This window comes from Arthrobacter sp. IK3, assembly GCF_051337705.1.
Lineage (GTDB): Bacteria > Actinomycetota > Actinomycetes > Actinomycetales > Micrococcaceae > Arthrobacter_B > Arthrobacter_B koreensis.
Window position 1 is genome coordinate 129,155 of record NZ_JBPPSW010000003.1, and the last position, 21,587, is coordinate 150,741.

Here is a 21,587-nt window from a genome sequence, read left to right on the forward strand (position 1 = left end):
ACACCGCAGGGTCGGTCACCGCCGGTCAGGCGGCCTGGAGGACGGGTGCGGCTCCGCCTGCGACCGAGGACCGGGACCCTGTCTTCCGCCCGCGGACGGTGCGGACCGGAATGCTGTACCCCTGATCGGGTTCGAAGAAGTCGATCAGTGCTTCGGAGTTTTTGGGGCGGCGGAGGAAGTCAATGCTCTGGGCCTCGAGCTGGCGGATGCGTTCCCGGGTAAGGCCGAGCAGGGACCCGACCTCCTCCAGCGTGTGCTCCCGTCCGCCTTCGAGTCCGTGGCGCAGGGCCAGGATCCTTGCTTCACGCGGTGAAAGCTTGTCCAGCACAGCTGAAAGAGCCTGGCCCAGGGCGTGGTGGGCTGCGTGGTCGAACGGTTCAGGCGAGAAGTCATCGGAGATGGTGTTGCAGCGGGCATCGAAGCCCATCCGGCCGTCGTCGCCTTCGACACCGTCGCCGAGCTGTGAATCCAGGGACAGGATGGTCTGGGTGCGGCGCTGGGCCAGCAGCACGGATTCAGTGGTCATTCCGGCAGCTTCGGCGATTTCCCCGGCAGTGGGTTCGCGTTCGAGTTCGGCGCCGAGCCGGGTGGTGACTGCAATGAACTTGGTTATGACGTCGTGGTAGTGGACGGGGAAGCGTATGGTGCGGCTCTGGTCGGCGACGGCACGGCTTACGGCCTGGCGGATCCACCATGTGGCGTAGGTGGAGAAGCGGAACCCCTTGGCGTAGTCGAAGCGCCGGACGGCGGTCATGAGACCGATGTTCCCTTCCTGGATGATGTCCAGCAGGTCCAGCCCGCGGCCGTTGAAGCGGCTGGCGATGGAGATGACCAGGCGCAGGTTGGCGTGGAAGAGGGCGTCGGTGGCTTTGCGTCCGGATGCTGCAAGCTCCTGCAGGTCGCGGCGCTCCGGGACTGTCAGCGGGTGGTCGGCGCTGTCCAGGATCTGCTGGGCGTAGAGTCCGGCCTCGATCGCCTGGCCAAGTTCAACCTCTTCGTCGGCGCTCAGGAGCTCGTAACGGCCGGCGGCCTGCATATAGGTATTGACGTCATCGTCCCGGTACTGTGTCCGGCCCGGCGACACCGGTCCTTCGCAGGCGGGGGTGGCGGCCTCGGAGGAGACGGGAGCTGCGGCGGGGTGGTTCTGGTTCATGTCCCAGATGTGTGCGGACGCTCAGGTGTCCCTCCCCACCCCCGCCGGATCCGGGTCAGGGTTCCCAGGAGTTCCAGCCGGCGTAGGCCAGCTCGTTCGGGGTGTACTTGGCGCGGCGGGCAGCGATCAGCAGCCGGAAGTCAGGGCCGAAGGCGCCGACTGCGGGAGAGGACGGATCCGGGTTCAGGCCCAGAATGAGTGCGTGCGGACGGTGGGCGTCCACCACGGTGTTGGCGGAGTCGTAGTCCTTCAGCTTCCCCAGTCTCGCTGTAATGTCCGGGTCGATGACGAGGTATCCGGGGCTTGCCTCATAGTTCATGAGGGCGGGGAACAGCGACTCGATGGCATCGAATCTCTCTGCGCCGTCGATGCCGGTGACCAGGTATTTGCTGTCGCCGACGATGAACGTCACCGCGGTCCCGTCAAAGTCCACTGACGCTTCCCCCTTGGAGCGCTTCAGGGCGGTTGCAGCCTGCTTCAGCTCGCTGACCGGCAGGAGGGCAGTCCAGGTGTCTCCCGGGCTGCTTCCACCAGCACGGCCGTGGCCGATAATGTATGCGTCCGTGGCCATGGCATCGAAGGTGTTCGTGCGGACCCTGACCCGCACCGCGGCGAGGTGCTGACGGTGGTCGGCCGCTTTGGTGTCGGCGAAGATCAGGGCGTTGGCCAGGGCGTTGGCGAGCTTGCGGGCCGGAGCAGTGAACACGGTAAGCCTTTCGTCAGGGAGTGCCGGGAATGTGCCGGCGTTCCCTATGTGTGCGGAGCCGGTCCGGTTCCTGCTCACAGCCCCCGGACATGGAGAAGGCCCGCACCGGTGTGGATTGGTGCGGGCCTTCTTTCCAAGGAGGCCGGGTTTTAACGGCAGCGCTCAGCCGCTTTGCCGAGGACCGGGGCGATATGGATGACGACTGCCCTGTCACCGGCTTCGTCGCCCGGTCCGACGCCGGCGCCCTGTTCCCGAAGCAGATCATCGGGCACAGCTTCCAGGGAGTGCATGGCGGCAACAAGGTACTGCTGGCCTTCTTCGCCACCGTCGCCGATGACCCGTCCGTTCTGCATGACGGACATCATGCCCAGGATCTTGCCTCTGCGGTCGGTTACCCGAATGCTGCCTATCAGGCCGTCACCGTACCGCATGAAGTCCAGTGAGTCTGCGTCCGGGAAGTGCTCCAGGGCGCCGGCGGCGACCGTGGAGGCGATCCACTTCTGTTCAGCCTTTTCGTGGGCAGCCAGTTCGGCACGGATCCGCTCGGTCTTTGACCGGGCGACCGAAGCACGTGCCTGGACCTCGGAGAGGTCTGCCTGCAGGTCCTGCGGGGCGTCGTGGAGGGCGATGCGCTGGCGGGCCCATTCGACCTCTTCCTCTTCGAACGCTTCAGGGTGGGTGGCAATGACGACGTCCAATTCGTCCGCCTTGTGCTGCCGTGCGTAGCTGTCGTCGGAGGCGTAGTAGCGGTTCTCGTTCCGGTACTGCTCCGGAATGGCTGCGTTGCGCTCCTCCGACAGGCGGACGAAATGCCTGTCGTCGAAGGGGGTCGTGAATCGCTGGACGCCTTCCGCCTCGATCTTGTACGGCTGCGCGGCCCCGTACGGGGTCCAGCCGTCGAAGTGCAGTTTGAACTCGTGCTCGGCGGTGGATGGACCGAGCGTGACTGCTGCTTCTGCCTTCTGGTCCTGGGCGAATTGGCCGCCGTCGGGGACACCGGCGGGTTTACGTTTGAAAATCCTGTTCAGCTTCATGCCCACCTGTGTGCGGCGGACCATGGAAAGCTCAGCTGCGCCGGTCAGCCGGCCAGCATCTCCAGGATTCCGGTCACCCAGCGGCCGATGGGCATGGCCAGCACAGAGACCGCGGCGATGCCGACAACGGCCCAGAAGACTATCGTCGGCCAGTCGGCACCGGATCCGGTGCGTTCCTTGGCCTGGTTCTGTTTCCTGTTCATATCTCTCCTTGGTGGTTCAGGCTGCCAGCGGGCGGGGCTGGACCTGGCGTGGCTGGTGATGGGCGCAGGGGACCGGTGTTCCGCACAGGCCGCAGCTGTACCGCCGGTTCAGGTGAATTGTCGGTGCATCCCGGTGGAGTACTTCCCTTTGGCCGGTGCGGGCGGCGGCGGTCATGAGTGCGATGGTGAAGTCCAGCGGGATCGGTTCAGCATCCAGCCGCGGCGCGGACTTTTTCGCCCTCAGCTTTCCGTCCCTGAGGACCATCAGGCCCCAGTCTGCCGGCAGCTCGCCGGGCTTGACGATGTCCGCGTCGGGGACGACAAGCCACCAATGGGTCATGTACCTCTTGATGGCATCGGCCTTGGAGGGGTCCTTCAGCTCAGTGAGCCAGTCGGACCGGCTGACTTTGACCTCGTGCCCGTGCAGGGCCATCGTGGACGAATGCCGGTCAGCAGCCACGAAGTCGGCTACCCGGGCGCCGTCGCGGTAACCGAGACCGGACTGCACGTGCTCTGCCCGCACCCACCGGTCGGTGATGGTGCCGCGCCGGATGTCCGTGTAGCGCTCGAGCAGCGCATCAAGCATGGAACGTTCAGTTGCCTTACCGGACATGGGCTTCAAGCTCCTCCGGGCTGGGGATGGCAGGTACTTCAATGCCGGCGGCACGCAGGGCCGCGGCCAGGCGGTCCAGGCGCAGCGGAGTCGTGTCATCTGGACCGATCCGGTGGCTGATCAGTGCGTCGGCGTACGATTCGCGGAGGCGTGCCTCCCGGATGAAGGCAAGCTCCTCATCGCTGAGCAGTGCCTGGTCGGTGAGGGTGCCCTCGCTGATGATGCTGTAGGCGGGGAACTTCTCGTACGTTGAGTCGATATGGACTATGGGCATGTCTGGTTCCTTGGCTGCAGTGCTTCGATGGGTCCGGGATTGGTGTGTCCGGTTTCAGTCACGGGGCGGCATCCAGAGAAGCACGAGCTTCCGGGGCCGGGCTGCGGTGAGGGTGCGCCGGAAGAGCTGGACTGACCAGGCCTCATCGCGTGCTCCCAGGGCCGCCAGGGGATCCAGTGCCACCCAGAGCTTTCCGACCCTCGCCCACGGGACCGGGTTGGTAGTCGTCTCCGGGTCCATCATGACGATTGAGCCGTCAGGGAGTGCATCCAGTTCAGCAAGGGTGGTAATTGCCGGGTACTCGATGGCGGCGTTGGCCAGGTGTGCCGGCAGCGGTCTGCTAGTCATTGGTTCCCTCTTCGGGTTCGATAGCCCGCTGGATGTGCCGGAGGTGCCGGAAGACGATGTTGAGCGCCCTGGTCCCTGACCGGCTGGCATGGAATCGCACTGATCCAACCTGGCTGTCAACGGTCTGCCGGGGGTTCGCAGGCTTGTCCAGGCCCAGCTCGCCAAGGAACATGATGACGTCGGCGGAAGTGACGGGGGCTGCCGTCTCCACACGGCGGTGATAACCGTGCTCCAGGACATGAGCGGTCAGGGAGACAGCTGCTTCGCCGGAGGCGCCGTCATCTGCCAGCTGGTACAGGACGGCGCGGCGGTCAGTGCGCGGTACACGCTGCGCAAGATCAGGTCCTGCCGTGTGTTCGCGGCCCATTTCCTAGATCCCCGTTCCGAAGTGCTCAGGTGCGGACGAGCCCGGGGCAACCCGCTTGTCATGGCTGCCGGCTTCCGCGATGACGGTGACTTCCTGCAGATGTGCTGAGGCTGTCCCGTCTGAGGAGAGCAGCCAGGAGCCTACGACGAGCTGGTCCTTGCCGAGGCCTTCGATGACGGTGGCTTCCATGTCGAAGACGCCCTGCTTGGCGGTGCTGAAGACGGCATGGACCCTGTCGCCTGCTTTCACGCCGGTGACGTCGGCCCGGGGGCGCGCCGCTGCATCCTCTGCCGGTGCAGGGAGTTCAGGTTTGGGCCCGGATACCGGTTCAGGGTCGGCGGGCGCGGGACCCCTGGAAGGTTCCGGTTCGGGGGCGGTCCCGGGCTCAGGGTCCGGCTCCGTGGTTGCTTCCTCAGTCTGTGTTTCTGCGGCCGGGGCCGGCTGGTCGATGATCAGGTCCCGGGCGCCGCTGATGGCGTGTTCAGTTTCGCTGATGATCCGGGAAAGGGCGGCTTCGATGCGCAGGGCCGGGACCCCGTGGGCCAGTGAGGTGAGCATGTCCGGCATGGCTGCCCACAGGCGGCGCAGTGCCGCCAGCTCAACGGGCACTGACCCCAGGACTTCGCGCTGGTGTGCTGCGAAGACCGCTTCGCCTGCCTCGACGTCGCCCGCCTCGGGGACCGTGAACACTGCCCGGCACTGGGAATGTGCGCAGCGGATGCGGGTACCGGAGCTGTTCCACTCGTAATCGGTGTGGAAGATGAGGGCAGGTTCCAGTTCTGCCGAAGGCGGGGCAGCAGCCGGGGCTGGCGCTGGCATGGTCTCCGGTGCGGGGGAGGAGTTCATTCTGCTGACCCTGCAGGTGCTCATGAGTCTCCTTCCATAGTCTCGGGGGCGCCGGCCGCGGAGTCGACGGTGATGATCTCCAGGCTCTGGAGGTGCTTGGACGGTTTGCCCGCGGTTCCCAGCAGCCAGGACCCGGCAGTGAGCTGGCCGCGTTCAAGGCCTGCGACGGCTTCAGCGGTGACAGTAAAGTCTCCGTAGCGCGGCGTCCGGAACCCTGCCCGGACCCGGATACCGGCTTTCACGTCAGCCAGGGCGGCAGTGATGGCCTTGACGTCCCTACGTGCTGCCATCGGCTAGAACCTCACTGACGAGATATGGAAGACAGCGGGAGCCGGCGGGGCGGCGGGCATGTCAGCGGCGGGAGAGGGCGCGGCGGTGCGGTTGCGTTCCTGTTGCCCGTCGATCAGGTAACCCGTCAGTGCGGGCATGACCGAGGCGACGAGAAGAATCATGGATACCCCGACGGTCACCACGGGGCTGTCAATGCCGACGGCGAGGACGACACACGCTATCGCGCTCATGCGCAGCCCGGCTTCACTGGAAGTCATGGACGGGGTGTGCTCCTCGGCGGCGAGGCTGAGGGCCACGGCACGCAGGACCGCCGGACCGAAAGCGGCCGCCGCGGTGAGGATTATCGCTCCTGCAGCGGAAGCCCAGTTTCCGATGGAGGCGTTCGCCACGATGAGGCAGATCGCAAACGGGCCCAGGACCATCATCCGGGTGGGCCGCACGGGGGAGGTCTCTTCCTCTTCAGTGTCCATTTAGCGTTCGGTTCCGGACTGGCTGAGGACGGCAGCTTCGAAGCCCCTGGAGTAGAGGTGCAGCTGGTTTTCTTCCCATGCTGCGGAGAGGATCATGACGCCCTCTGAGGTGGTGCCGAGGAATTCGTAGCCTTCAAGGTCGTCCTGGACGATGGCCAGGGCTGCTTCTTCGTCAATGGCCAGCCCGTAGGCGGCACTGAGGTTCAGGGCGGCAGTGCCTGCGGCGTCGGCCGAGTCAGAGTTGTATCCGGCGGTGAGGAACGCCCAGATTACGGCCCAGGATGCAGCGGCTGCGATGACGAGGGTCTTCATGGCCGTCCTGGCCAGCCGGGCACTGTCGTCCGCGGGCTTGTAGGCAGAGAGCAGCAGCAGGATGGACGCTGCAAGGGCCAGGGGGAGAATGATGCCCATCGGTGACTGAGCAGCGCTGTGCGCACCGATGTACGGGATGGTTTCCAAGAGCGTCCTTCGATTGCAGGTGGCCCCGCGGAGGCGGGAACCGTGTTCTTCCGCTATGTGTGCGGACGCTTAGGCCTCTCTCACCGCAGGCGGAATGACGAGCGTCACCGGGGTATCCGGGCGCAGGCGGAATCCCCAGTTGACGTGGATCATGCCGTTGACCATGTGCTGCACGGACCTCAGCGGGTACTCCTCCTCCGGGCCCGGTTTCGTGAAATGCCCGGAGTCGGAGTAGGTGATGCTGCGGGCGGTCATGCCGATGTGGCGGCCGCAAAGGTCCACTGCCTGGATGGTCTCGGTGGTGCCGTGCAGGAGGGGATGAGTCTCTGTTTCCCCGGTGCAGTACAGGAGGTCTGCGAGCCGGTCGCGGCCGGGCCGGAGCAGTGCGGCGCGCTCCTCCAGCATGGCAACGGTTTTACGGCGCGAATCCACCTCCTGCAGCGCCCGGCCCAGGAGGAAGGTCCAGATCTTCTCCGGCATGTCCGATGTCAGTCCGGTTTCCCCGCGGGCAGCCTGGACGGCGAGGCGGCGTTCCCGGAACTCTTTCAGCTGCTGCTTAGTCATCGGTGTCCTTCGAGGCTGGAGGGATGTAGAGGGCATAGGTGATATCGGATTTCTGGAACGCGTCCCGCCAGGCCTGCCCGCCCAGGGACAGGTGCTCACCTTCGGCCGGTCCGGTTTCGCGGTACACCCGGGTCACATAGGTATCCGTGTATCCCTCGGGGCCGGAGGCTGTCAGCCGGGCATAGGTGTTGACCGGAAGCCTGTCCCATTCGTCCTGGGTGAGGATGCTCTTCATGCTCCCCATGTGTGCGGACAGGACCTGCAGCTTCCCCGCCGGACCGTACAGCTGCCGCCGTCAGCGGCTGCGGGGACGGGTCAGTTCGGCGACCTTTTTCCGGGTGCGGTGGAGCTCCCGGACGATTTCCCAGGCGCCTTCGGTCATGGAGCTGAGGTCAGGCCCGTAGTACTCGTGGGCGATTGCCGTGATCTCATCGTCGATGGCTTTGCGGGCCCAGCGTTCGATAGCCAGGGTGGCCATGTACTCTCCGGTCAGATACTCCAGCTGCTCCAGCAGCTCAGCCGCCCGGCTTGCATACCAGTCCGGGTCGGCCTTCAGGGAACACCGGACACGCAGGTGACCGCTGTACGGCGCAAGGACTCCGTCCCCTTCAACGCAGACGATTGGCAGCGGGGCCTGCAGGGTGGCGGCGATGCTTTCGCGGGTGCTCATGCTGTGTTCCGTTCGTGGTTGGCCGGCTGGCGGCGGCGCTCTTCGGCCAGCTGGAGTTTGCGGTATTCGCGCCTCAGGCGGCGCAGCTCAAGGATCCGGTTCCCGTCCCAGCCGAAGCGGGCAGCCAGTTCGAGCATGGCGCGCCCGTCCCAGCCGACGGTGATGCCGTAGATCCAGGCGAAGTCCGGGCTGGCGGCCCAGTCCTGGGAGCTCAGCGCCAGCGTGCGGGTCAGTTCTTCGAGCGGTGCGGGGCTGGACCGGGCGTGGAGGGCAGCGGCAAGGGACGCGGTCGTCACGGGTTTAGGCGTCTTCCAGGGCGACGATGCGGATGGACTCCTGCTTGCGTTCCAGATTCTTGGACCAGTACTCCCAGTTCGCTGCCATCTCCTCGTACTTCTTGAGGTAGTCGCCCAGCAGGTTCATCTTCAGGAGCCAGTCATCCTCGACATGGTTGCGGACGGCACTGACGGAGAGGTCCAGGTCCCGGAGGTCCTCGACGGGGATGTCGATCGAGAAAACCCGCTCGTGCTGGTAGCGGAAGACGAAGGAGTATCGGATGGCGAACCGGGGCCGGGGAGCGTGTGCTTGTGCGTTCATGTCCCCTATGTGTGCGGCACCAGGCAAGTTCCTCCCCGGTGCTCAGGCGGCCTTGGTGCCGGCAGCCTCCACGACGGTGAGGACGGTGTCAGCGGTGAGGTACGGCCAGGACCCGTTGATGAGCACGGAGCCGTTCTTCAGGTGCTGGATGTTGCACACGACGTAGATGCGCTCTCCGGGGTCTGGCAGCGATCCTCCTTTGCGGCTCCGGTAGGTCAGGCTGCGCACGGTGATGCCCAGGTGCCTGCCGCACAGCTCATCGGCGCGCAGGGTCTCAGGCTTTCCGTGCACGTCGGGGTGGGTGTCTGTTCTCCCGGCGAGGTAGGACAGGTTCGCCACGTTGCTGCGGATGATGCCCTGCCAGGCCAGCTTCGCTTCGAGGTCCCTGCTCTCAGCCAGGGCGCTTTCAAGTTCGTCCGGGATCCGGTCCTGCATCCACTGCCACTGCTGGTCATCGAGGTCCGGCAGCGGCTGTCCGGAAGCAGCGGCCAGTGCGCGGTTGCGTGCCTTGAATTCTTCGAGGCTGAGTCCGGCTGCGGAAGGCATTGTGTCCATGCTCCCTATGTGTACGGAGGGGAGCATGGATCTTCCCGCGTTCAGGACCCGGTGCGTTCCTGTCCGCGGCCATTGCCTGACTCGGCGAGGCCGCGCGCGCTCCGGTACCGGTGGGTGCGCACGTCCGGGTACTCAAGCACGGCCTTGACGCGCCCGGCGAACGGCTCTTCGATCTGGCCGGCTGCGAGCTTCCGCCGTGCCCGGTTCAGCCACTGGTAGAGGCCGTTGTCGTCCTCGGACGAGGGGCGGTAGCCATGGCGTGCCGTGAAGGTCTCAGCCCGGATGAGCCAGCGCTCAAAGGCCGCCCGGCGGACTGCTGAGAGTTCACATCCGCCGTCGTCTGATGCCGGGCCAGGGCGGGTCAGTGCCCCGGGGATGTTCTCCAGCATGCCTGTGACAGCTGTGCTGAGGGTGCCGCAGCGGAACTGCGGGCGGATAGTGAGCTCCAGGAAAAGGTAGAGCCCGAGTTCGTTCATGTCCTGTGTTCGGGCGGACGGAAGCCTTCCTGCGTCTGCACAGAATGCAGCGAGCTGAGCGGCTCTTTCTGCCAGGCGCCGCTCCTGCTGAGCTTTCGTCCCCCAGTGCGCTGTAGTGTCCACAACCACGACCCTATGTTTCGGACACTATTTCGGACAATACCCGAGCGTCTGTTTGGGCAATCGTTCCCAAAAAGAGTCCGTGCAGGTCAGCGCAGGGTTACCAGAGACCGGGAAGGCACCCATCCCATATCCTCGCGGGGCACACCCAGATCATCGAAGAGGCGTTCGCACTGCGCGGCAATACGGCCCCGGAAGCGCCGGAGCCTGAAGAAGACCGGGTGGGCGTGTCCATGGACGAGCAGGGCCAGATCGTCCCTGTCAGCAGCACCTTCCTCGGCCCGGGCCAGGGCTTCCAGGGTGCGCCGGCGGCCGGGGATTCCTGCCGGGAGGACTGCCAGCAGGGAAAGCGGAATGACGGCGGCGAGGCAGACTGCGGTGAAGAGGATGAAATTCAAGGGGGCACTTTCTGGCAGATGACGAAATGATGCGGGGGCGCGCTAGCGCATGAGGCACCCGCGGTGGGGTGCGGTGTGGGTGCGGTGCTCCGTGCAGCAGAAGTCCTCGTGGTTGCAGCGCACGAAGATGAACCGCCCGGCCAGCTCGTCCAGGGAAAGTCGGTCAATGATCCGCCCGCTGCCCGTGGGCTTCTCTGCCATGAACACCTGCCGGTGGGAGCGCAGCCCGGCGAGCGTGTACTCAACGCCCGTGGCGGTTTCCCGGTAAACGGCTCCGATGTGCGGCTTCGGGTCGGGCTGGGTCTCAGCGGTCACGGGCGGGTCCTCCCAGGCTGGCATGGATTCCGGCGGCGAACGCTGCAGCAGCCTCGGTGCTGGATGTGGTGAAGGGTTCCGGCGGGCCCATGGGGACCAGCTCGACTTCGAAGACGTCGTTGGCCAGGTAGGCGGTGATCCTGCAGGTGCTGTACTGCCAGACCGCGGTCATTTCACCGGCCTGGGGGTCCAGCCCGTTGAAGATGGCAGGCTGGGAAAGGCCTGTGCGGGAAGCAGCGGCACACAGCTCCTCCATCCGCAGCCGGGCGCGCTGCGCTTCCGGTGAGGCCGGGGCCGGCGGGAAATGCTGGCTGAGGCCCCGGGAGCGTGTCTCGTTTGCTTCCTCGGAGGGGTTACTCATCGGGTGTCCTTTCCGGCGGCAGGCCGCGTTCGGCACGGTCTTCACGGGTGACCATGACGAGCATGGCCCGCTTGAGGTCGTCAATGCCGGGGAACGGTGCGATGGGCTGGTAGCCCGGCGGCAGATGGGACGGCCGGGTGGGCCCGGTCCGCCAGGCTTCGATCAGGTCATCGACAATGTCGTCTACGGCGGTGAGGGTCAGCAGGACCATGGCCTCTGAGAGCGGCTGTCCCTTCGTGAACTCCTCTCCGGCGGTGTAGGCGGCTTCCAGTTCGGCGGCTGCAGCGAAGATCCGGTGGTGGTTCGGAACTTCGGGCTGCTCATCGCTGCTCAGCGGGTACACGGTCAGATCACCGCACCGTGCGGCACAGGCTCCCAGGGGCCGACGGCCCGGCGCCGGACTGTGAAACCGAGGCGGTGTATGGCAGTGAGGCTGGACGCCTGGGCCTCGAAGGTGATGTGCCCGTCGTCGCCCTCGTAGGCGAAGGACGGCTCGTAGGTTCCGGCGATCGCTGCAACAGCTGCCATGGCCTCGTCCCAGCCCCGCTGGTAGTCCGCGGTCTCTCCAGCTGCGGCCGGTGAGGATACGGCTGTCTCGTGGATGGCAGCGAGCACTGCCGTGAAGTCATCAGTCCCGGGCGCGGGGAGAGGGTTTGTGTCGGTCATACGTGCCATGTGTGCGGCGCCGGTGCTGTTCCTCTCCGGGCGGCCGGTCAGGACTGCCCGGCCTTCAGATTCTCCGCGACGGCTTCGACCCTGGCGAGGTACTGGGCTGCACTGCTGTCGGCCGGGCCTGCGTTGCGCACGCGGCGAACCCATGCGGCCAGGGGGCGTGCGTCCTTCCAGCCGGGCATGCGGCCGTGGGCGGCGGCGAACGCCAGCAGGTCCTGGAAATAGTCCGAGGAGGACTTGCGGGCACGGCTGACCGCGCCGGGGAGGTCCGCAACAGGTGCATAGTCATTCTGCGTGATGGCACCGGAACGGATTCCCGGGCGCAGGCGGCGGATGATGTAGTTTCCCAGGGAACGTTCGGCGGCATCGCTGGTCTTGCTGCTGGGCATGCGGCCGTTCGCCTCATGGAACGCTGCGATGGCTTCAGCCCACTGGCGGTGGGTGCGGTTCAGCCGGCCAATGGCACCGGGGATGCCTGCCAGCGGCTCGCAGTCGTAGTTGGTGATGTCGCCGGAACGGATACCGGGGCGCAGGCGGTCTGCCACGTAGTGCCCGAGGGAGCGCTCGGCGGGGTCTGCTGCGGTGCTGCTGGGCATGCGCCCATGCGCCTTGTGGAAAGCGGCAATGTCTTCGGCCCACTCGCGATGGGTGCGGGTCCGGCGGGTTTCGAGTGCTCCATGGATCTCCTGAAGCTGGTCGATGTAATCCTGGTGGAGTTTGCCTGCACGGTGGTTGGTGCGCTGGACGTTCAGCCAGTTGGCCAGACGGTACTCCTCCGGGTCCGCTGTCCGCCGCCGGGGCACGGTGCCGCGGTCCTTGACCCAGAGGTCCAGGTCGCTGAACACGCCGCTCCAGATGCGCCGGTGGCGCGCGGTGGGTGCTGCCGGGGCAGTGGTTCCTGCCGGTGTCTCTGTCGGTGTAGTCATGCGCTGCGTTGTCCTTGAGGGTGTTGGTCAGATTCCGGCCAGCTCGGCCCGGCGTTCGGTGGCTGCTATATCGGCGCCCGAAGGCAGCCAGAGCAAGATAATTTTTCCCCAGTCGGAGACGAGCTGTTCGGAGTTTTCGCCCCAGTCGGAATCCGTGGTGCAGAACCACTGGTGCCTGCGTGCTCCGCCTTCGGTGAAGACGAGGCGCTTCTGCCAGGCATGGGGGTTCAGCTCTGTGTTCAGCACGACAGAGAGGACCGGCAGCGCGTCGAGCTGCCGGACGTCCAGGGGCTGGGCAGCAAGGGCGGCGCCGCCATGATCTTCCTGTGGGGTCATATCCGACATGTGTGCGGCGGAGGTACGGTCTCTCACCGGTTATCCGGGGAAGGTGCGCAGGTCGTGCATGAAGCTCGTGATCGCCCAGTCCCCGGGGCCGGTTTCGCGTACCGAGTAGGTCATGTATCCATGGGTGACCTGGCGCCCGTCCCCGGCCTCGCCGATGCCGGGCACGACAGCCATGGTGTAGTTCACGCTCATGCGGAAGGCAATGCCTCCGTCTCCGGTCAGCCACACTGCATCCGGGGTGATCGTCCGCTCAAGGACCCGCGGGGAGCCGTCGTAGATGTAGGAGTACCCTTCGTAGTCCTTCTCCTGCCAGGGCTCGCGCTGCACGACTGCCTTGCCCTGTTCAAGGGAGGTAAGCATCTCGGGGCGGTTGTCGGGGTGGAAGAACTTCGAGTGTCCCTTCCACCAGTCGGCGACGCTGACACCCTCTCCGTTCAGGGCGGAGTCGATGCCTTCCTGTGCCGTGAAGGTCAGGGCGAACCGGTACGCGTCATGGACTTCGTCCCGGGTGTACTGTGCCAGGACCTCAGTGGCGACGGCCGCGTCGGGAAGGTCCCAGGCGGGGTCGTCGCTGCCGATGCTGCTCTGCAGATAGGAACCGTGGGAGGTCTTCACCTTTTCCCCCGACGCTGCAGGACTGTCGGAGTTATTCCGCTCGGCCGTGTTGGGACCGGTGCAGAAGCCAATGAGCAGGACCACGGCAAGGACCACCGCGGCGAGGGCACCGAAGCGCACGATCAGGGCGTTGCGGGTGGACTTCTTCTTTTCCTGTGGGTTGGTCACTTCTGTTTCTATGCGTGCCGGCCCGCGACGGGAATCAGCCGCCCTACCCGGCAGGCAGTGCCCAGGCGCGGGAGAGGAAGAGATGGTCCGGGCTCCAGAGCCATTCGTCATGTCCCGGTTCCTGGGATGCGAGGACGGATTCGATGACTCCGCTGCGCGGTGCATGGTAGATCCCGGAGCTCCAGGCGGCGTTGGCTTCAATGACGCTCCAGCGGCCCTCAGCATCGCATCCGACGTCCAGGGTGTAGCCGGGCGGCTGGTCTGATTCCATGGCATTGGCAACCTCCTGGGCGAAGGCTGAGGCCTCGGACGGATCCGGGCAGCGGTCCTCCTGGTACGCATCCCAGGTGACCGTAACGTCCCCGCCGTGGATTCCGGGAAGCCGGCTCAGGTACTGCGATGCGGCCGTGACCGCGCCGTGGGCGATGAAGCAGCGGTATTCATGCCGGTAGTCCATCAGGCCCGAGACGGTGCAGTTCAGGTCCAGGACATCACTCCCGGCCCCGGGCCAGGCGTCGAAGGCTGCGTGGACGTGTTCGGTGAAGTCATGGCTGCTGGCGTGCACTTCTGCGGGCACGAGGGAGTGCTTGTGCTCGCTGAGCTTGTAGAAGCCCGGACCGAAGTCCTCCCGCCGCTCAAGTTCACCGAGTGTGCCGCACCAGACCTTCCGGCGGAGATAACGGCCGGGGACGCGGGCCAGCCAGTCCGGTCCGGCCGAGGTGAAGGACCGGGACGCACCGGTTTTCATGAGCCTGGTCGCCCACGGACCCGGACACCAAAGGGCGCTGCCGGTCAGATTGGGTACGTCGAACCCCAGCACTGCGCGGACAGGGATGGTGCCGGCAGCTGCGAGATCCCGGGCGATCCAGGCTGCCGTGGATACGACGGTGAGGTGGGTGAACGGCATCGGGCCGGTGTCCTGTCCTGCGGGAAGGGGAAAGCCCCGGCACAGGTTCGTGCCGGGGCGGTTCAGAAGGTGGCTTGGGCTAACGGACGAGGACCTCGTTGGAGTCTCCCCAGTCTTCGTCATCTTCGGTTTCGGGGGAGAAGCTGATGGCTGCGTTGGTGAGCAGCCGCGGGGAGGTCAGGTAGTCGAAGGCAGACAGGCCGCTGGCAACTGAGGGAGCCGTGATGTCGATGTGCGCCTCCTGGGTGACCTCCTTGCCGGTGGCGTCAGCGAAAATGGCCGTGGCGGTGAGCCCGATGGTCAGGAAGTCATCGTGGACCGCGTTGACGGCGTCCTTGATGGCCTGCGGGGCGCCTTCGCCTTCAGGGGTGTTCTCGAGCTGTTCAAGCTGCTCCGGAGACAGGACGCTGGTGATCCAGTTGGCGTACAGCTCGGAGGGGTCATCGTGCATCTGCGTCAGGATGAGCAGGGCAGCCATGTAGGTTTCCGAGCTGACCTTGACGGAGATGGAGGGACGGGTTCCGTCCGGGTTCGGCTTCACATCCACACTGCCGGGGACTTCGGCACTGAGCGTGAACTCCGCCTTGGTATCGCCCTCGGGGTGGGTGGAAAGGTAAGCCGCATCAAGTGTTCTCATGCCTCCCATGTGTGCGGAGGGCTCAGGGTCTCTCACCGCCCGTCCTGCCGGCTGTGGCTAGGCGTTCCGGACGAGGACTTCACTGCTGCCGGCGGGTTCGCCTGTCTCCGGGCACAGTCCGATGGCGAGGTTCGTCAGGGCCCTGGGAGTTGTCGCCTCCGTGAAGGCCATGAGCCCGGTGGTCAGCGAAGGGGCCTTGATGGCGATGAGGACCTCTTCCTTCTCCTCCGTGCCGGGGCGGGTGATCTCGGCGGTGGTTGCAAAGGTCAGGTACTCATGGTGGATCCGGTTTGATGCCTCTTCGACGTACGGGACGTCCTCGGCGTCGTCCGGAAGCTGGTTCACGGCTTCGATCTGTTCCGGTGTCAGCAGCTCACAGAGCCAGACCAGGATCAGTTCGTCGACGCGCTCATGGTGGTGGGCCAGGGCTGCCAGAGCGCTCAGGTAGTTCTCGGCAGTCACCCCGATGCTGATTGTCGCGGGTGTGCCGTCCGGGTTCGCCGGAATTCCGAATTCAGGGCCGACGGGCACGGACATGGTGATCCTGGCCTTCTCGTCGCCTTCGGGATGGCTGGCCAGGTAATTACGGTCGAGTGTCTGCATGGGTTCCATGTGTGCGGCGGCTCCGGGAGCTGTTCCCGTATCCGGGCATGGCAAGGCCCCGGATGCAGGGGTGCTGCAGCCGGGGCCGTGTCGGAGAGTGGCCTAGCTTGCCGGTGTGAGGCCGACGCTGCGGTAGTAGCGCAGTTCGTCAATGCCGGCGCGGATGTCCGTCATGGCCGTGTGGTCGCTGGCCTTGGGCGGCATGGCGGCCCAGGCCTTGTGGTTCCAGCGGCGCACGAGCTCACCCACGGAGGAAATGTCGATGACACGGTAATCCATGTTCGCCTTGGTGGCCGGGAAGAACTTTTCGATGACAGCGAAGTCGAACTTGACGCTGTTCCCGCCGATCACCATGCCGCGGTACTTGGTGCCGTCGACCAGTTCTCCCTTGGAGGGGAAGAAGGGGGCAGCGAAGGCAGCCAGGGCGGCGTCGACCTGCTCGATGGTGACGGCCGAGGTCCGGACCCGGTCAATGAGGCCGGTGACAGTGTGCATGTTGGTCACGAAGTCGTTCATGACGGCCAGCTCGTCGTCGGTGGCGTGAATGGCGAACGGGCCGAAGGACGCGAGTTCATTCAGGTTCGCGTCGGTGATGACGGCTGCAATTTCCAGCGGGACGACATCGGGGTTGTCCATGAGTCCGGTGGCTTCGAAGTCGAGCCACGCGATGTTGTCGGCGTGCTTGGTCATGAATCTGCTTTCAGGGTTGGTTGGCGCCGTGGAAGTCACCACAGCATGTCAGGGGAACAATCGTCGTTGGAGCACTTGTACGTGATGCTGATGTACCCGGGATCGAAACTAACGACACCGCCGAAAAGCATCGGACCGTAGCCGGTGTTGTCCCAGATGTCCTTGCTCAGAAAGCGGCCGCATGCATCGCAGCTTCCGGCGCTGCCGGTTTGCTGGGGAACGCGTGAGTCGAGCTGCTTCCGGTACTCCGCCCATTCGTCCGGGTAGTCCTGCTCAGGTGCCGGGGCTACATCGTGCGGCAAAGTAGTCATTGCGGTGCTCCTTCATCGTCCCGGGGCCGGCATCTGCTCCGCCCTCAACCCCTATGTGTGCGGAGGCGGGCCGAAACCTTCCCGGGGACGGGAACAGCCCCGGCCCGTCCACACTGGGTGGAGGACCGGGGCTGTCAGCAGCCGGTTTTAGCGGGTGCCGGGGATAACGACGCTGCCGCCGGTGCCGGGCCAGCAGCTGAAGCCTGCCGGGAGCTGGTAGCCGCTCTCGGCGGACTCGGCCAGCGTGTCCATGCACTTGGAAACCAGAACGTTCGGGTCGTTGCTCACCGAGGAGGAGAGCTGGCGGTTGGCTTCGGCCTGTGCTGCGGCGGTCTGCTGCTTCTGCTCGGCGATGCGGGTCTCGCCAATGGCGGCCACGTAGTCGTCAAGCTTCTTCTGCGTGTTGTCAGAGAGCTGCATGTAGGAGATCGTGATGCTCTCGATCTGCGCCATGGCTTCGGAGCCCAGCCGGGCCTTCATGTCATCTTCCACGAGATTGGAAATGGTGTCGTAGTCGGGGGAGAAGGACATATCAGCCGAGGAGGCGTCCTTGTCTGCGCCGTTGAACTCGGCGACCGGGTTGTAGTCGCTCAGGGCCTTCTGCAGGGAAGCCTTCAGCTGTGTGCTGATGACAGCGTCACGGAAGGACAGGGTCGGGTCGTCGGACTTGAAGTCCTGGAATACCCGGTTGGCTTCTGCCTCTACGACGCTCCAGCGGTTGGTGATGGAAACGCAGGCCTGGGAGCCGTCGCCGATACGGACCTGGATACAGGAATCGCCGCGGTACTCGTCGGTCTGGATGGTGCCGTCGATCTCGACGACCTTCTGCCACGGGAGCTTAGCGTGCAGGCCGGGGGAGAGGGTCTTCTCGGAGACCTTGCCGAAGGATACAAGGACGCCGGCGTTCTTGGCGGAGACCTGTACGAAAATGCTGGAGGCCAGGATGGCTGCGGAGATCACGAGGGCGATGACGCCGACACCGATGGGGGCGATGGAGGGGACGTCCAGCCCGCCGGGGCCCAGGGCACCGGTGCGGGACTTCTTGAGTTTCAAGCCCAGGGAGAGGACGGCCAGTCCGCCAATCAGGAAGACGGCGGAGGCGATAACGCTGAACAAGTGGTGCCTGCTTTCGGTGGAGTGAAGTGCAGGTCCTTCAGTGGTCCTGCATCCCCCATGTGTGCGGACAGGCCCGTCTCTCTCACCGCTGCCTCCTGCTGGAGGTTATGACCGCGGTTCAGGCTGGATCCGGTAGCGGGCGGTGCCGGTGATCATGCCCGCCATATTGAATTCCGCCCTCATACGGATCCCGTCCTCGAGCCAGAAGACTGAACCCAGCGGGGAAGCCGGGTAGGTATCCGGGAGAGGTTCGTCCGGCACGTCCGTGCTGGCCGGGGTCAGCGGGCCGGCCCAGTACGGTGCCCGATGGTCTCCGGTGACTGTGTTCGAGGCAACTGCTTCGGGGTGGCGGGCGAGTATGCCGTTCAGGGTTCCGCGAAGGCGGTGAACTGCCGCTGCGCCGCGCGGTGCTGCGCGCATGATCATGGCCTCAAGGACGGAGTCCAGACGGGGAAGCAGGAGGACGTCGTCGCGGATGAAGACGACCCGGCCGCCTTCCAGGACGCGGACACTGACAGCCGCTCCGAGATCCGCGGTGACAGTCGAGGAGTCCTCGACGGTCAGCTGCACGAGCTTATTGATGGTGACCTGGCTTCCGGTGGCGTTATCAACGGAAATGCTGGCGGGCATGTGCCCTCTCTTCCTGTCTGCTGGCGGGGTTTTCAGTCAACGGAGACGGAGCCTGAGTCAGACCAGCTGGAACCTGAGTCGTAGCTGCTGTGCCCGCTGGAGTGATGGTCTGAGGAGCGGGTGCCGCTGTCCTGGTTATAGGACGCTGCCGAGGTGCCGAAGCCTGCGATCATCGCCGCAAACCAGGCATCGTTGTCGGCCCCGGAGGAGGACGGTGAGTTCCGTGCTGTGCCGGCAGACGGACCCGGGGCGTAGGCGCCGCGCTGCCTCGACTTGTCCGAGTTCCGCTTGACGATCCGGTACACGGGAACGGTTACGGCAATGACCGCGACAAGAATGCCGGCGGTGATCAGGGCTGATTCCAAGGTTTCTCCTATAGGTAAGGGGTCGGTTCGGGGAGGCGTCAGGAGTTCTTCAGCAGCCACTTGTTGTTGATGACCTTCATGCCGGTGCGGCCGCCGAGTTCCTGCAGGCCGGTGCCGGTGGCTGAGTGCCAGACGATGCCTTCGGCCGATGCGCCGGGGGTGATGGAGGACTTCAAACCTTCGGCCTGCGCTACGGCAGCTTCGACGGTGTCCGGCAGTTCCAGATCCAGTAACGGTGCTCCGATCTCGGCCAGCGCCGCAGGCCATTCCGCGCGGGGCACGACCTTGCCGTTGTCCGTGACGTTGAACGCCGCGAAGCGCTTGCCGTCGATTTTCAGCCGGTTCTTGGCGGTGACTCCGGCGCCGTAGATTTCACCCTGGACAGCCCAGCCCTCGGGCAGCCGTTCCAGGATCCTGTAGGTCTCAGCCATCAGCCACGGGACACTGCCGTCGTCGGTGTATTCCCAGTTGCGCCCGGCTGCGCGCAGTGTGCCGCCGTCGTTGACGTAGGTGGTGGAGGTGCCGTCGATCTTCTCGGTGGCGTAGAACGGGTGCCGGTGCACCGCGTCCCAGACGGGGGTAAGGTTCTGGACCCGTTCGAGGGTGGTCTTCGGAGCGAATGCGCGCGGGAACGGACCGGCTGCCTTGCCTTCCATTTCGGCCGGGACCGGTTCCTCATATTTGCTGATTCCCAGGCGCTCGGCGAAGGTGATCCCGTCCAGGCACTCGTCCACTTCGGGGAACAGGGCGGCAGGCAGCACCAGGCCCTGTGAGTAGGTGCCGCGCAGCCGCACCGTCTTCAGAACGTGGCCGCGGACACCGTCGACGGTCTTGTCACCGCGCGGGGCCAGGAACGCGAAGCGCTCATCGTCCAGCGGCAGCAGGGAGTCGATCTCGAAGTAGATGACCAGGTCACCGAGAGCGAACTCGCCCTTCTTCACGACGACGTTCCAGCCGCGCACAGTGGCGGATTCAATGGCGTCGGCGTTCTCTATCGGTGTCAGGGCAGTGACGCGCTCCAATGTGGCGAGCGTGCGGTCAGTAGCTTCGGCGGTGATGGTCATGTCACCTATGTGTGCGGACGAAGCCACTTCCCTCGACGGAGGTGTCCGGCCGGGCTGCTATCCCAGGGTCCGGGCCTCGATCAGTTCCCGGAGGCGGTCCGGTGCTATCTGCTGCCTGCCCTTGAGGACGTCATTGAAGCTGACACCGTCTACGACGTCGTAGATGGACAGCCGCGCGAGACTCCAGCCCGGGTTGCCCTGGGCCCAGACGTCGCGGACGGCGTCGTAGAGCGCCCGCTGCCGCCACCGCGGTGCACCGACACCGGTGTGGTCTCCCCGTGGGCTGGCCGGGCCGAACATGCACTCGGAAGATGTGGACGTCCAGAACCCGCCGTTGGTCCGGCAGCGGGACTCGTACTCTGCGCAGTAGCGAAGATAGTCGGCCGTCCACGGGTAGTCGGTTCCGTCCAGTGTGGCGGCCCGGTGCCGGTTGAAATGGTTCTCCTCGTCCACTTCGATGAGCAGGTTGCCCTGCACGGCGACGTCCCAGGTACCGGAAGAGATCCGTTCGAGCTCCCGGATGCCCTGCAGGCGCTGGTAGAGCCCCAGTGCCTCTGCCCGGGCGTGGCCTCCCATATTGGCGGTGCTGGCGTTCGGCGGCTTGTCCGTGATCCGGTATCCGGCATTGGTCAGCAGTCCGCCCATGGCGGTTTCTCGTTTCCCCATGCCGACACGCTACCCGTCAGGATGACGACTGGAGTGCAGGCCTAGGCGGCGTCTCCTTCAACGAGCGCTACGCGCAGCTGGGCGACCACCGCTGCGGACAGTGCCTCCGTGCGGTTCACCCGGCCGCCGCGGTTTCAGGGTTGGCGGGTTCCATCCGATCCTCGGCCGCGCCGAGCAGTTCTGCCGCCTTCATACCGAAGACCCGTGCCATCTGGATGAACGTCACCATGGGGACCTGCCTGTGGCCTTTCAGGTACCGGTTCAGGGTGGCCGGGAAGATGTTCAGCCGTTCGCTGAGCACCTGCTGGTTCCAGTCGCGTGCAGCCATCTCCACCCGCAGCTGGACGATGATGGCTGCTGCCAGGCGCTCCTCGTATGTCATCGGGATAGCCTAACCGGCCAGCCGGCGGCGCTCAGGGCGGATCAGCGGCACGTGGGTCTCCCATCCCGGAGGCAGGTCTGCGCTCTCCAGCGCTTCCCGGACGGCAGCGACCTCGTCCATGATCCAGGCAGGCATAGTGTCGGTGTTGCCGTGCTGGGCAGAGTCGTGTCCCGCACCCCAGAGCCACAAGGAAGCAGTGCCGTGCTCCCCGCTGCCGGACGAGCAGGTGATCATGCCGCTCATCGGCACGAACGTCCGTCCGGGCACGAGGTAGGTCGGCGTGGCAGGGGCGTCTGCGAGGGTGAAGCGGCGCTCCAGCCAGCGCGACCTGGACGAGGCGGTCAGGACGAATCCATCGCTCTCCGCGGCGCCCTGCCCGGATGCTTCGCTGTAGACGGCGCTACCGAGATCACCGGCCCAGCCGGGCGAGGCTGCCATGACGCCGCCGTACCCCCAAAACGTGTGGGAGACCGGACCCTGCTTGGGTGAACCCCAGCACATGACCTTACCCCGGTCCGGGCCGCGGCCGGACGGGCCGAGAATCCAGGAGACATCAACCCGGTCAGGGGTCATGAGTCCAGCGGCGGTATCTACTGAGAGGCCGGACGGCGGCTGCCACGACGTCGAGATGGCATGGCCTGTGGAATCCTCGGTCACCTTCAGCGACACG

The 21,587-nt window shown here is 65.5% G+C and carries 39 protein-coding genes; all 39 read right to left on the reverse strand.

Annotation, left to right across the window (positions count from 1 at the left end; genetic code table 11):
• Positions 1–25 precede the first annotated feature (25 nt).
• The 39 genes from ACSLGO_RS05045 to ACSLGO_RS05235 all read right to left on the reverse strand — a co-directional run bounded on the left by ACSLGO_RS05045 (position 26) and on the right by ACSLGO_RS05235 (position 21,586).
• Positions 26–1,153: a sigma-70 family RNA polymerase sigma factor gene (locus tag ACSLGO_RS05045; protein ID WP_436400313.1), complete on the reverse strand. Its 1,128-nt coding sequence runs from the start codon at positions 1,151–1,153 to the stop codon at positions 26–28.
• A 55-nt stretch (positions 1,154–1,208) separates the two neighbouring features.
• A complete protein-coding gene (locus tag ACSLGO_RS05050; protein WP_436400315.1) occupies positions 1,209–1,859 on the reverse strand; it encodes a hypothetical protein in 651 nt (216 codons plus the stop codon).
• 149 nt (positions 1,860–2,008) lie between these two features.
• The gene (locus ACSLGO_RS05055) at positions 2,009–2,893 is read right to left on the reverse strand and encodes a hypothetical protein (RefSeq protein ID WP_436400316.1); all 885 of its coding nucleotides are present in this window, start codon (positions 2,891–2,893) and stop codon (positions 2,009–2,011) included.
• Between the two features lie 44 nt (positions 2,894–2,937).
• The gene (locus tag ACSLGO_RS05060; RefSeq protein ID WP_436400318.1) at positions 2,938–3,096 is read right to left on the reverse strand and encodes a hypothetical protein; all 159 of its coding nucleotides are present in this window, start codon (positions 3,094–3,096) and stop codon (positions 2,938–2,940) included.
• A gap of 16 nt (positions 3,097–3,112) precedes the next feature.
• Complete coding sequence (locus tag ACSLGO_RS05065) at positions 3,113–3,709, reverse strand: hypothetical protein (RefSeq protein WP_436400320.1); 597 nt, start codon at positions 3,707–3,709, stop codon at positions 3,113–3,115.
• The gene (locus ACSLGO_RS05070; protein WP_436400322.1) at positions 3,699–3,983 is read right to left on the reverse strand and encodes a hypothetical protein; all 285 of its coding nucleotides are present in this window, start codon (positions 3,981–3,983) and stop codon (positions 3,699–3,701) included. The genes ACSLGO_RS05065 and ACSLGO_RS05070 overlap by 11 nt, the downstream gene beginning before the upstream one ends.
• Before the next feature lie 54 nt (positions 3,984–4,037).
• Entirely contained in the window at positions 4,038–4,331 is a 294-nt protein-coding gene (locus ACSLGO_RS05075) for a hypothetical protein (RefSeq protein WP_436400324.1), read from the reverse strand.
• A complete protein-coding gene (locus ACSLGO_RS05080; RefSeq protein ID WP_436400326.1) occupies positions 4,324–4,698 on the reverse strand; it encodes a hypothetical protein in 375 nt (124 codons plus the stop codon). Before ACSLGO_RS05080 ends, ACSLGO_RS05075 begins: the two co-directional genes overlap by 8 nt.
• A 3-nt stretch (positions 4,699–4,701) precedes the next feature.
• Complete coding sequence (locus ACSLGO_RS05085; protein ID WP_436400327.1) at positions 4,702–5,568, reverse strand: hypothetical protein; 867 nt, start codon at positions 5,566–5,568, stop codon at positions 4,702–4,704.
• The gene (locus ACSLGO_RS05090; protein WP_436400329.1) at positions 5,565–5,834 is read right to left on the reverse strand and encodes a hypothetical protein; all 270 of its coding nucleotides are present in this window, start codon (positions 5,832–5,834) and stop codon (positions 5,565–5,567) included. The genes ACSLGO_RS05085 and ACSLGO_RS05090 overlap by 4 nt, the downstream gene beginning before the upstream one ends.
• A 3-nt stretch (positions 5,835–5,837) precedes the next feature.
• Entirely contained in the window at positions 5,838–6,305 is a 468-nt protein-coding gene (locus ACSLGO_RS05095) for a hypothetical protein (protein WP_436400331.1), read from the reverse strand.
• Complete coding sequence (locus tag ACSLGO_RS05100; RefSeq protein WP_436400333.1) at positions 6,306–6,764, reverse strand: hypothetical protein; 459 nt, start codon at positions 6,762–6,764, stop codon at positions 6,306–6,308.
• A gap of 69 nt (positions 6,765–6,833) precedes the next feature.
• Positions 6,834–7,328: a hypothetical protein gene (locus ACSLGO_RS05105; protein WP_436400334.1), complete on the reverse strand. Its 495-nt coding sequence runs from the start codon at positions 7,326–7,328 to the stop codon at positions 6,834–6,836.
• The gene (locus ACSLGO_RS05110; protein ID WP_436400337.1) at positions 7,321–7,563 is read right to left on the reverse strand and encodes a hypothetical protein; all 243 of its coding nucleotides are present in this window, start codon (positions 7,561–7,563) and stop codon (positions 7,321–7,323) included. Before ACSLGO_RS05110 ends, ACSLGO_RS05105 begins: the two co-directional genes overlap by 8 nt.
• 60 nt (positions 7,564–7,623) lie before the next feature.
• Positions 7,624–7,998: a hypothetical protein gene (locus ACSLGO_RS05115; RefSeq protein ID WP_436400339.1), complete on the reverse strand. Its 375-nt coding sequence runs from the start codon at positions 7,996–7,998 to the stop codon at positions 7,624–7,626.
• Complete coding sequence (locus ACSLGO_RS05120; protein ID WP_436400340.1) at positions 7,995–8,294, reverse strand: hypothetical protein; 300 nt, start codon at positions 8,292–8,294, stop codon at positions 7,995–7,997. The genes ACSLGO_RS05115 and ACSLGO_RS05120 overlap by 4 nt, the downstream gene beginning before the upstream one ends.
• 4 nt (positions 8,295–8,298) lie before the next feature.
• Entirely contained in the window at positions 8,299–8,595 is a 297-nt protein-coding gene (locus tag ACSLGO_RS05125; RefSeq protein ID WP_436400342.1) for a hypothetical protein, read from the reverse strand.
• Positions 8,596–8,637: 42 nt separating this feature from the next.
• Positions 8,638–9,150, reverse strand: coding sequence for a hypothetical protein (locus ACSLGO_RS05130; protein ID WP_436400344.1), 513 nt, complete (start codon positions 9,148–9,150; stop codon positions 8,638–8,640).
• Between the two features lie 41 nt (positions 9,151–9,191).
• Complete coding sequence (locus tag ACSLGO_RS05135; protein WP_436400346.1) at positions 9,192–9,626, reverse strand: hypothetical protein; 435 nt, start codon at positions 9,624–9,626, stop codon at positions 9,192–9,194.
• Between the two features lie 209 nt (positions 9,627–9,835).
• On the reverse strand, positions 9,836–10,144 hold the full coding sequence (locus ACSLGO_RS05140; RefSeq protein WP_436400347.1) for a hypothetical protein: 309 nt from the start codon (positions 10,142–10,144) through the stop codon (positions 9,836–9,838).
• Between the two features lie 42 nt (positions 10,145–10,186).
• Positions 10,187–10,459, reverse strand: coding sequence for a hypothetical protein (locus ACSLGO_RS05145; RefSeq protein WP_436400349.1), 273 nt, complete (start codon positions 10,457–10,459; stop codon positions 10,187–10,189).
• Positions 10,449–10,820: a hypothetical protein gene (locus tag ACSLGO_RS05150; RefSeq protein WP_436400351.1), complete on the reverse strand. Its 372-nt coding sequence runs from the start codon at positions 10,818–10,820 to the stop codon at positions 10,449–10,451. The genes ACSLGO_RS05145 and ACSLGO_RS05150 overlap by 11 nt, the downstream gene beginning before the upstream one ends.
• Positions 10,813–11,163 (reverse strand): hypothetical protein, encoded by a 351-nt coding sequence (locus ACSLGO_RS05155; protein WP_436400353.1) that lies wholly within the window; start codon positions 11,161–11,163, stop codon positions 10,813–10,815. The genes ACSLGO_RS05150 and ACSLGO_RS05155 overlap by 8 nt, the downstream gene beginning before the upstream one ends.
• 2 nt (positions 11,164–11,165) lie before the next feature.
• Positions 11,166–11,486, reverse strand: coding sequence for a hypothetical protein (locus ACSLGO_RS05160; RefSeq protein WP_436400355.1), 321 nt, complete (start codon positions 11,484–11,486; stop codon positions 11,166–11,168).
• A 47-nt stretch (positions 11,487–11,533) separates the two neighbouring features.
• Entirely contained in the window at positions 11,534–12,418 is an 885-nt protein-coding gene (locus ACSLGO_RS05165; protein ID WP_436400357.1) for a helicase associated domain-containing protein, read from the reverse strand.
• Between the two features lie 27 nt (positions 12,419–12,445).
• Positions 12,446–12,754: a hypothetical protein gene (locus tag ACSLGO_RS05170; RefSeq protein WP_436400358.1), complete on the reverse strand. Its 309-nt coding sequence runs from the start codon at positions 12,752–12,754 to the stop codon at positions 12,446–12,448.
• A gap of 39 nt (positions 12,755–12,793) precedes the next feature.
• Positions 12,794–13,546 (reverse strand): hypothetical protein, encoded by a 753-nt coding sequence (locus ACSLGO_RS05175; protein ID WP_436400360.1) that lies wholly within the window; start codon positions 13,544–13,546, stop codon positions 12,794–12,796.
• 43 nt (positions 13,547–13,589) lie between these two features.
• Complete coding sequence (locus ACSLGO_RS05180; RefSeq protein ID WP_436400361.1) at positions 13,590–14,453, reverse strand: ATP-grasp domain-containing protein; 864 nt, start codon at positions 14,451–14,453, stop codon at positions 13,590–13,592.
• A 79-nt stretch (positions 14,454–14,532) separates the two neighbouring features.
• Positions 14,533–15,090: a hypothetical protein gene (locus tag ACSLGO_RS05185; protein WP_436400363.1), complete on the reverse strand. Its 558-nt coding sequence runs from the start codon at positions 15,088–15,090 to the stop codon at positions 14,533–14,535.
• 57 nt (positions 15,091–15,147) lie between these two features.
• Entirely contained in the window at positions 15,148–15,693 is a 546-nt protein-coding gene (locus tag ACSLGO_RS05190; protein ID WP_436400365.1) for a hypothetical protein, read from the reverse strand.
• A 102-nt stretch (positions 15,694–15,795) separates the two neighbouring features.
• Positions 15,796–16,383 (reverse strand): oligoribonuclease, encoded by a 588-nt coding sequence (gene orn, locus ACSLGO_RS05195; RefSeq protein ID WP_436400367.1) that lies wholly within the window; start codon positions 16,381–16,383, stop codon positions 15,796–15,798.
• Between the two features lie 35 nt (positions 16,384–16,418).
• Positions 16,419–16,694, reverse strand: coding sequence for a hypothetical protein (locus tag ACSLGO_RS05200; protein ID WP_436400369.1), 276 nt, complete (start codon positions 16,692–16,694; stop codon positions 16,419–16,421).
• A 147-nt stretch (positions 16,695–16,841) separates the two neighbouring features.
• Positions 16,842–17,810 (reverse strand): SPFH domain-containing protein, encoded by a 969-nt coding sequence (locus ACSLGO_RS05205; protein WP_436400371.1) that lies wholly within the window; start codon positions 17,808–17,810, stop codon positions 16,842–16,844.
• 105 nt (positions 17,811–17,915) lie between these two features.
• Positions 17,916–18,440: a hypothetical protein gene (locus ACSLGO_RS05210; RefSeq protein ID WP_436400373.1), complete on the reverse strand. Its 525-nt coding sequence runs from the start codon at positions 18,438–18,440 to the stop codon at positions 17,916–17,918.
• A 32-nt stretch (positions 18,441–18,472) separates the two neighbouring features.
• Positions 18,473–18,805 (reverse strand): hypothetical protein, encoded by a 333-nt coding sequence (locus ACSLGO_RS05215; RefSeq protein ID WP_436400375.1) that lies wholly within the window; start codon positions 18,803–18,805, stop codon positions 18,473–18,475.
• Between the two features lie 38 nt (positions 18,806–18,843).
• Positions 18,844–19,869, reverse strand: coding sequence for an RNA ligase (ATP) (locus ACSLGO_RS05220; protein ID WP_436400376.1), 1,026 nt, complete (start codon positions 19,867–19,869; stop codon positions 18,844–18,846).
• A 57-nt stretch (positions 19,870–19,926) separates the two neighbouring features.
• Complete coding sequence (locus ACSLGO_RS05225; protein ID WP_436400378.1) at positions 19,927–20,535, reverse strand: DUF7255 family protein; 609 nt, start codon at positions 20,533–20,535, stop codon at positions 19,927–19,929.
• Positions 20,536–20,650: 115 nt separating this feature from the next.
• Positions 20,651–20,917 carry a helix-turn-helix domain-containing protein gene (locus ACSLGO_RS05230; protein ID WP_436400380.1) on the reverse strand — a complete coding sequence of 89 codons (267 nt, stop codon included), beginning with the start codon at positions 20,915–20,917 and terminating at the stop codon, positions 20,651–20,653.
• Between the two features lie 9 nt (positions 20,918–20,926).
• The gene (locus ACSLGO_RS05235; RefSeq protein ID WP_436400381.1) at positions 20,927–21,586 is read right to left on the reverse strand and encodes a hypothetical protein; all 660 of its coding nucleotides are present in this window, start codon (positions 21,584–21,586) and stop codon (positions 20,927–20,929) included.
• Position 21,587: the final 1 nt, after the last annotated feature.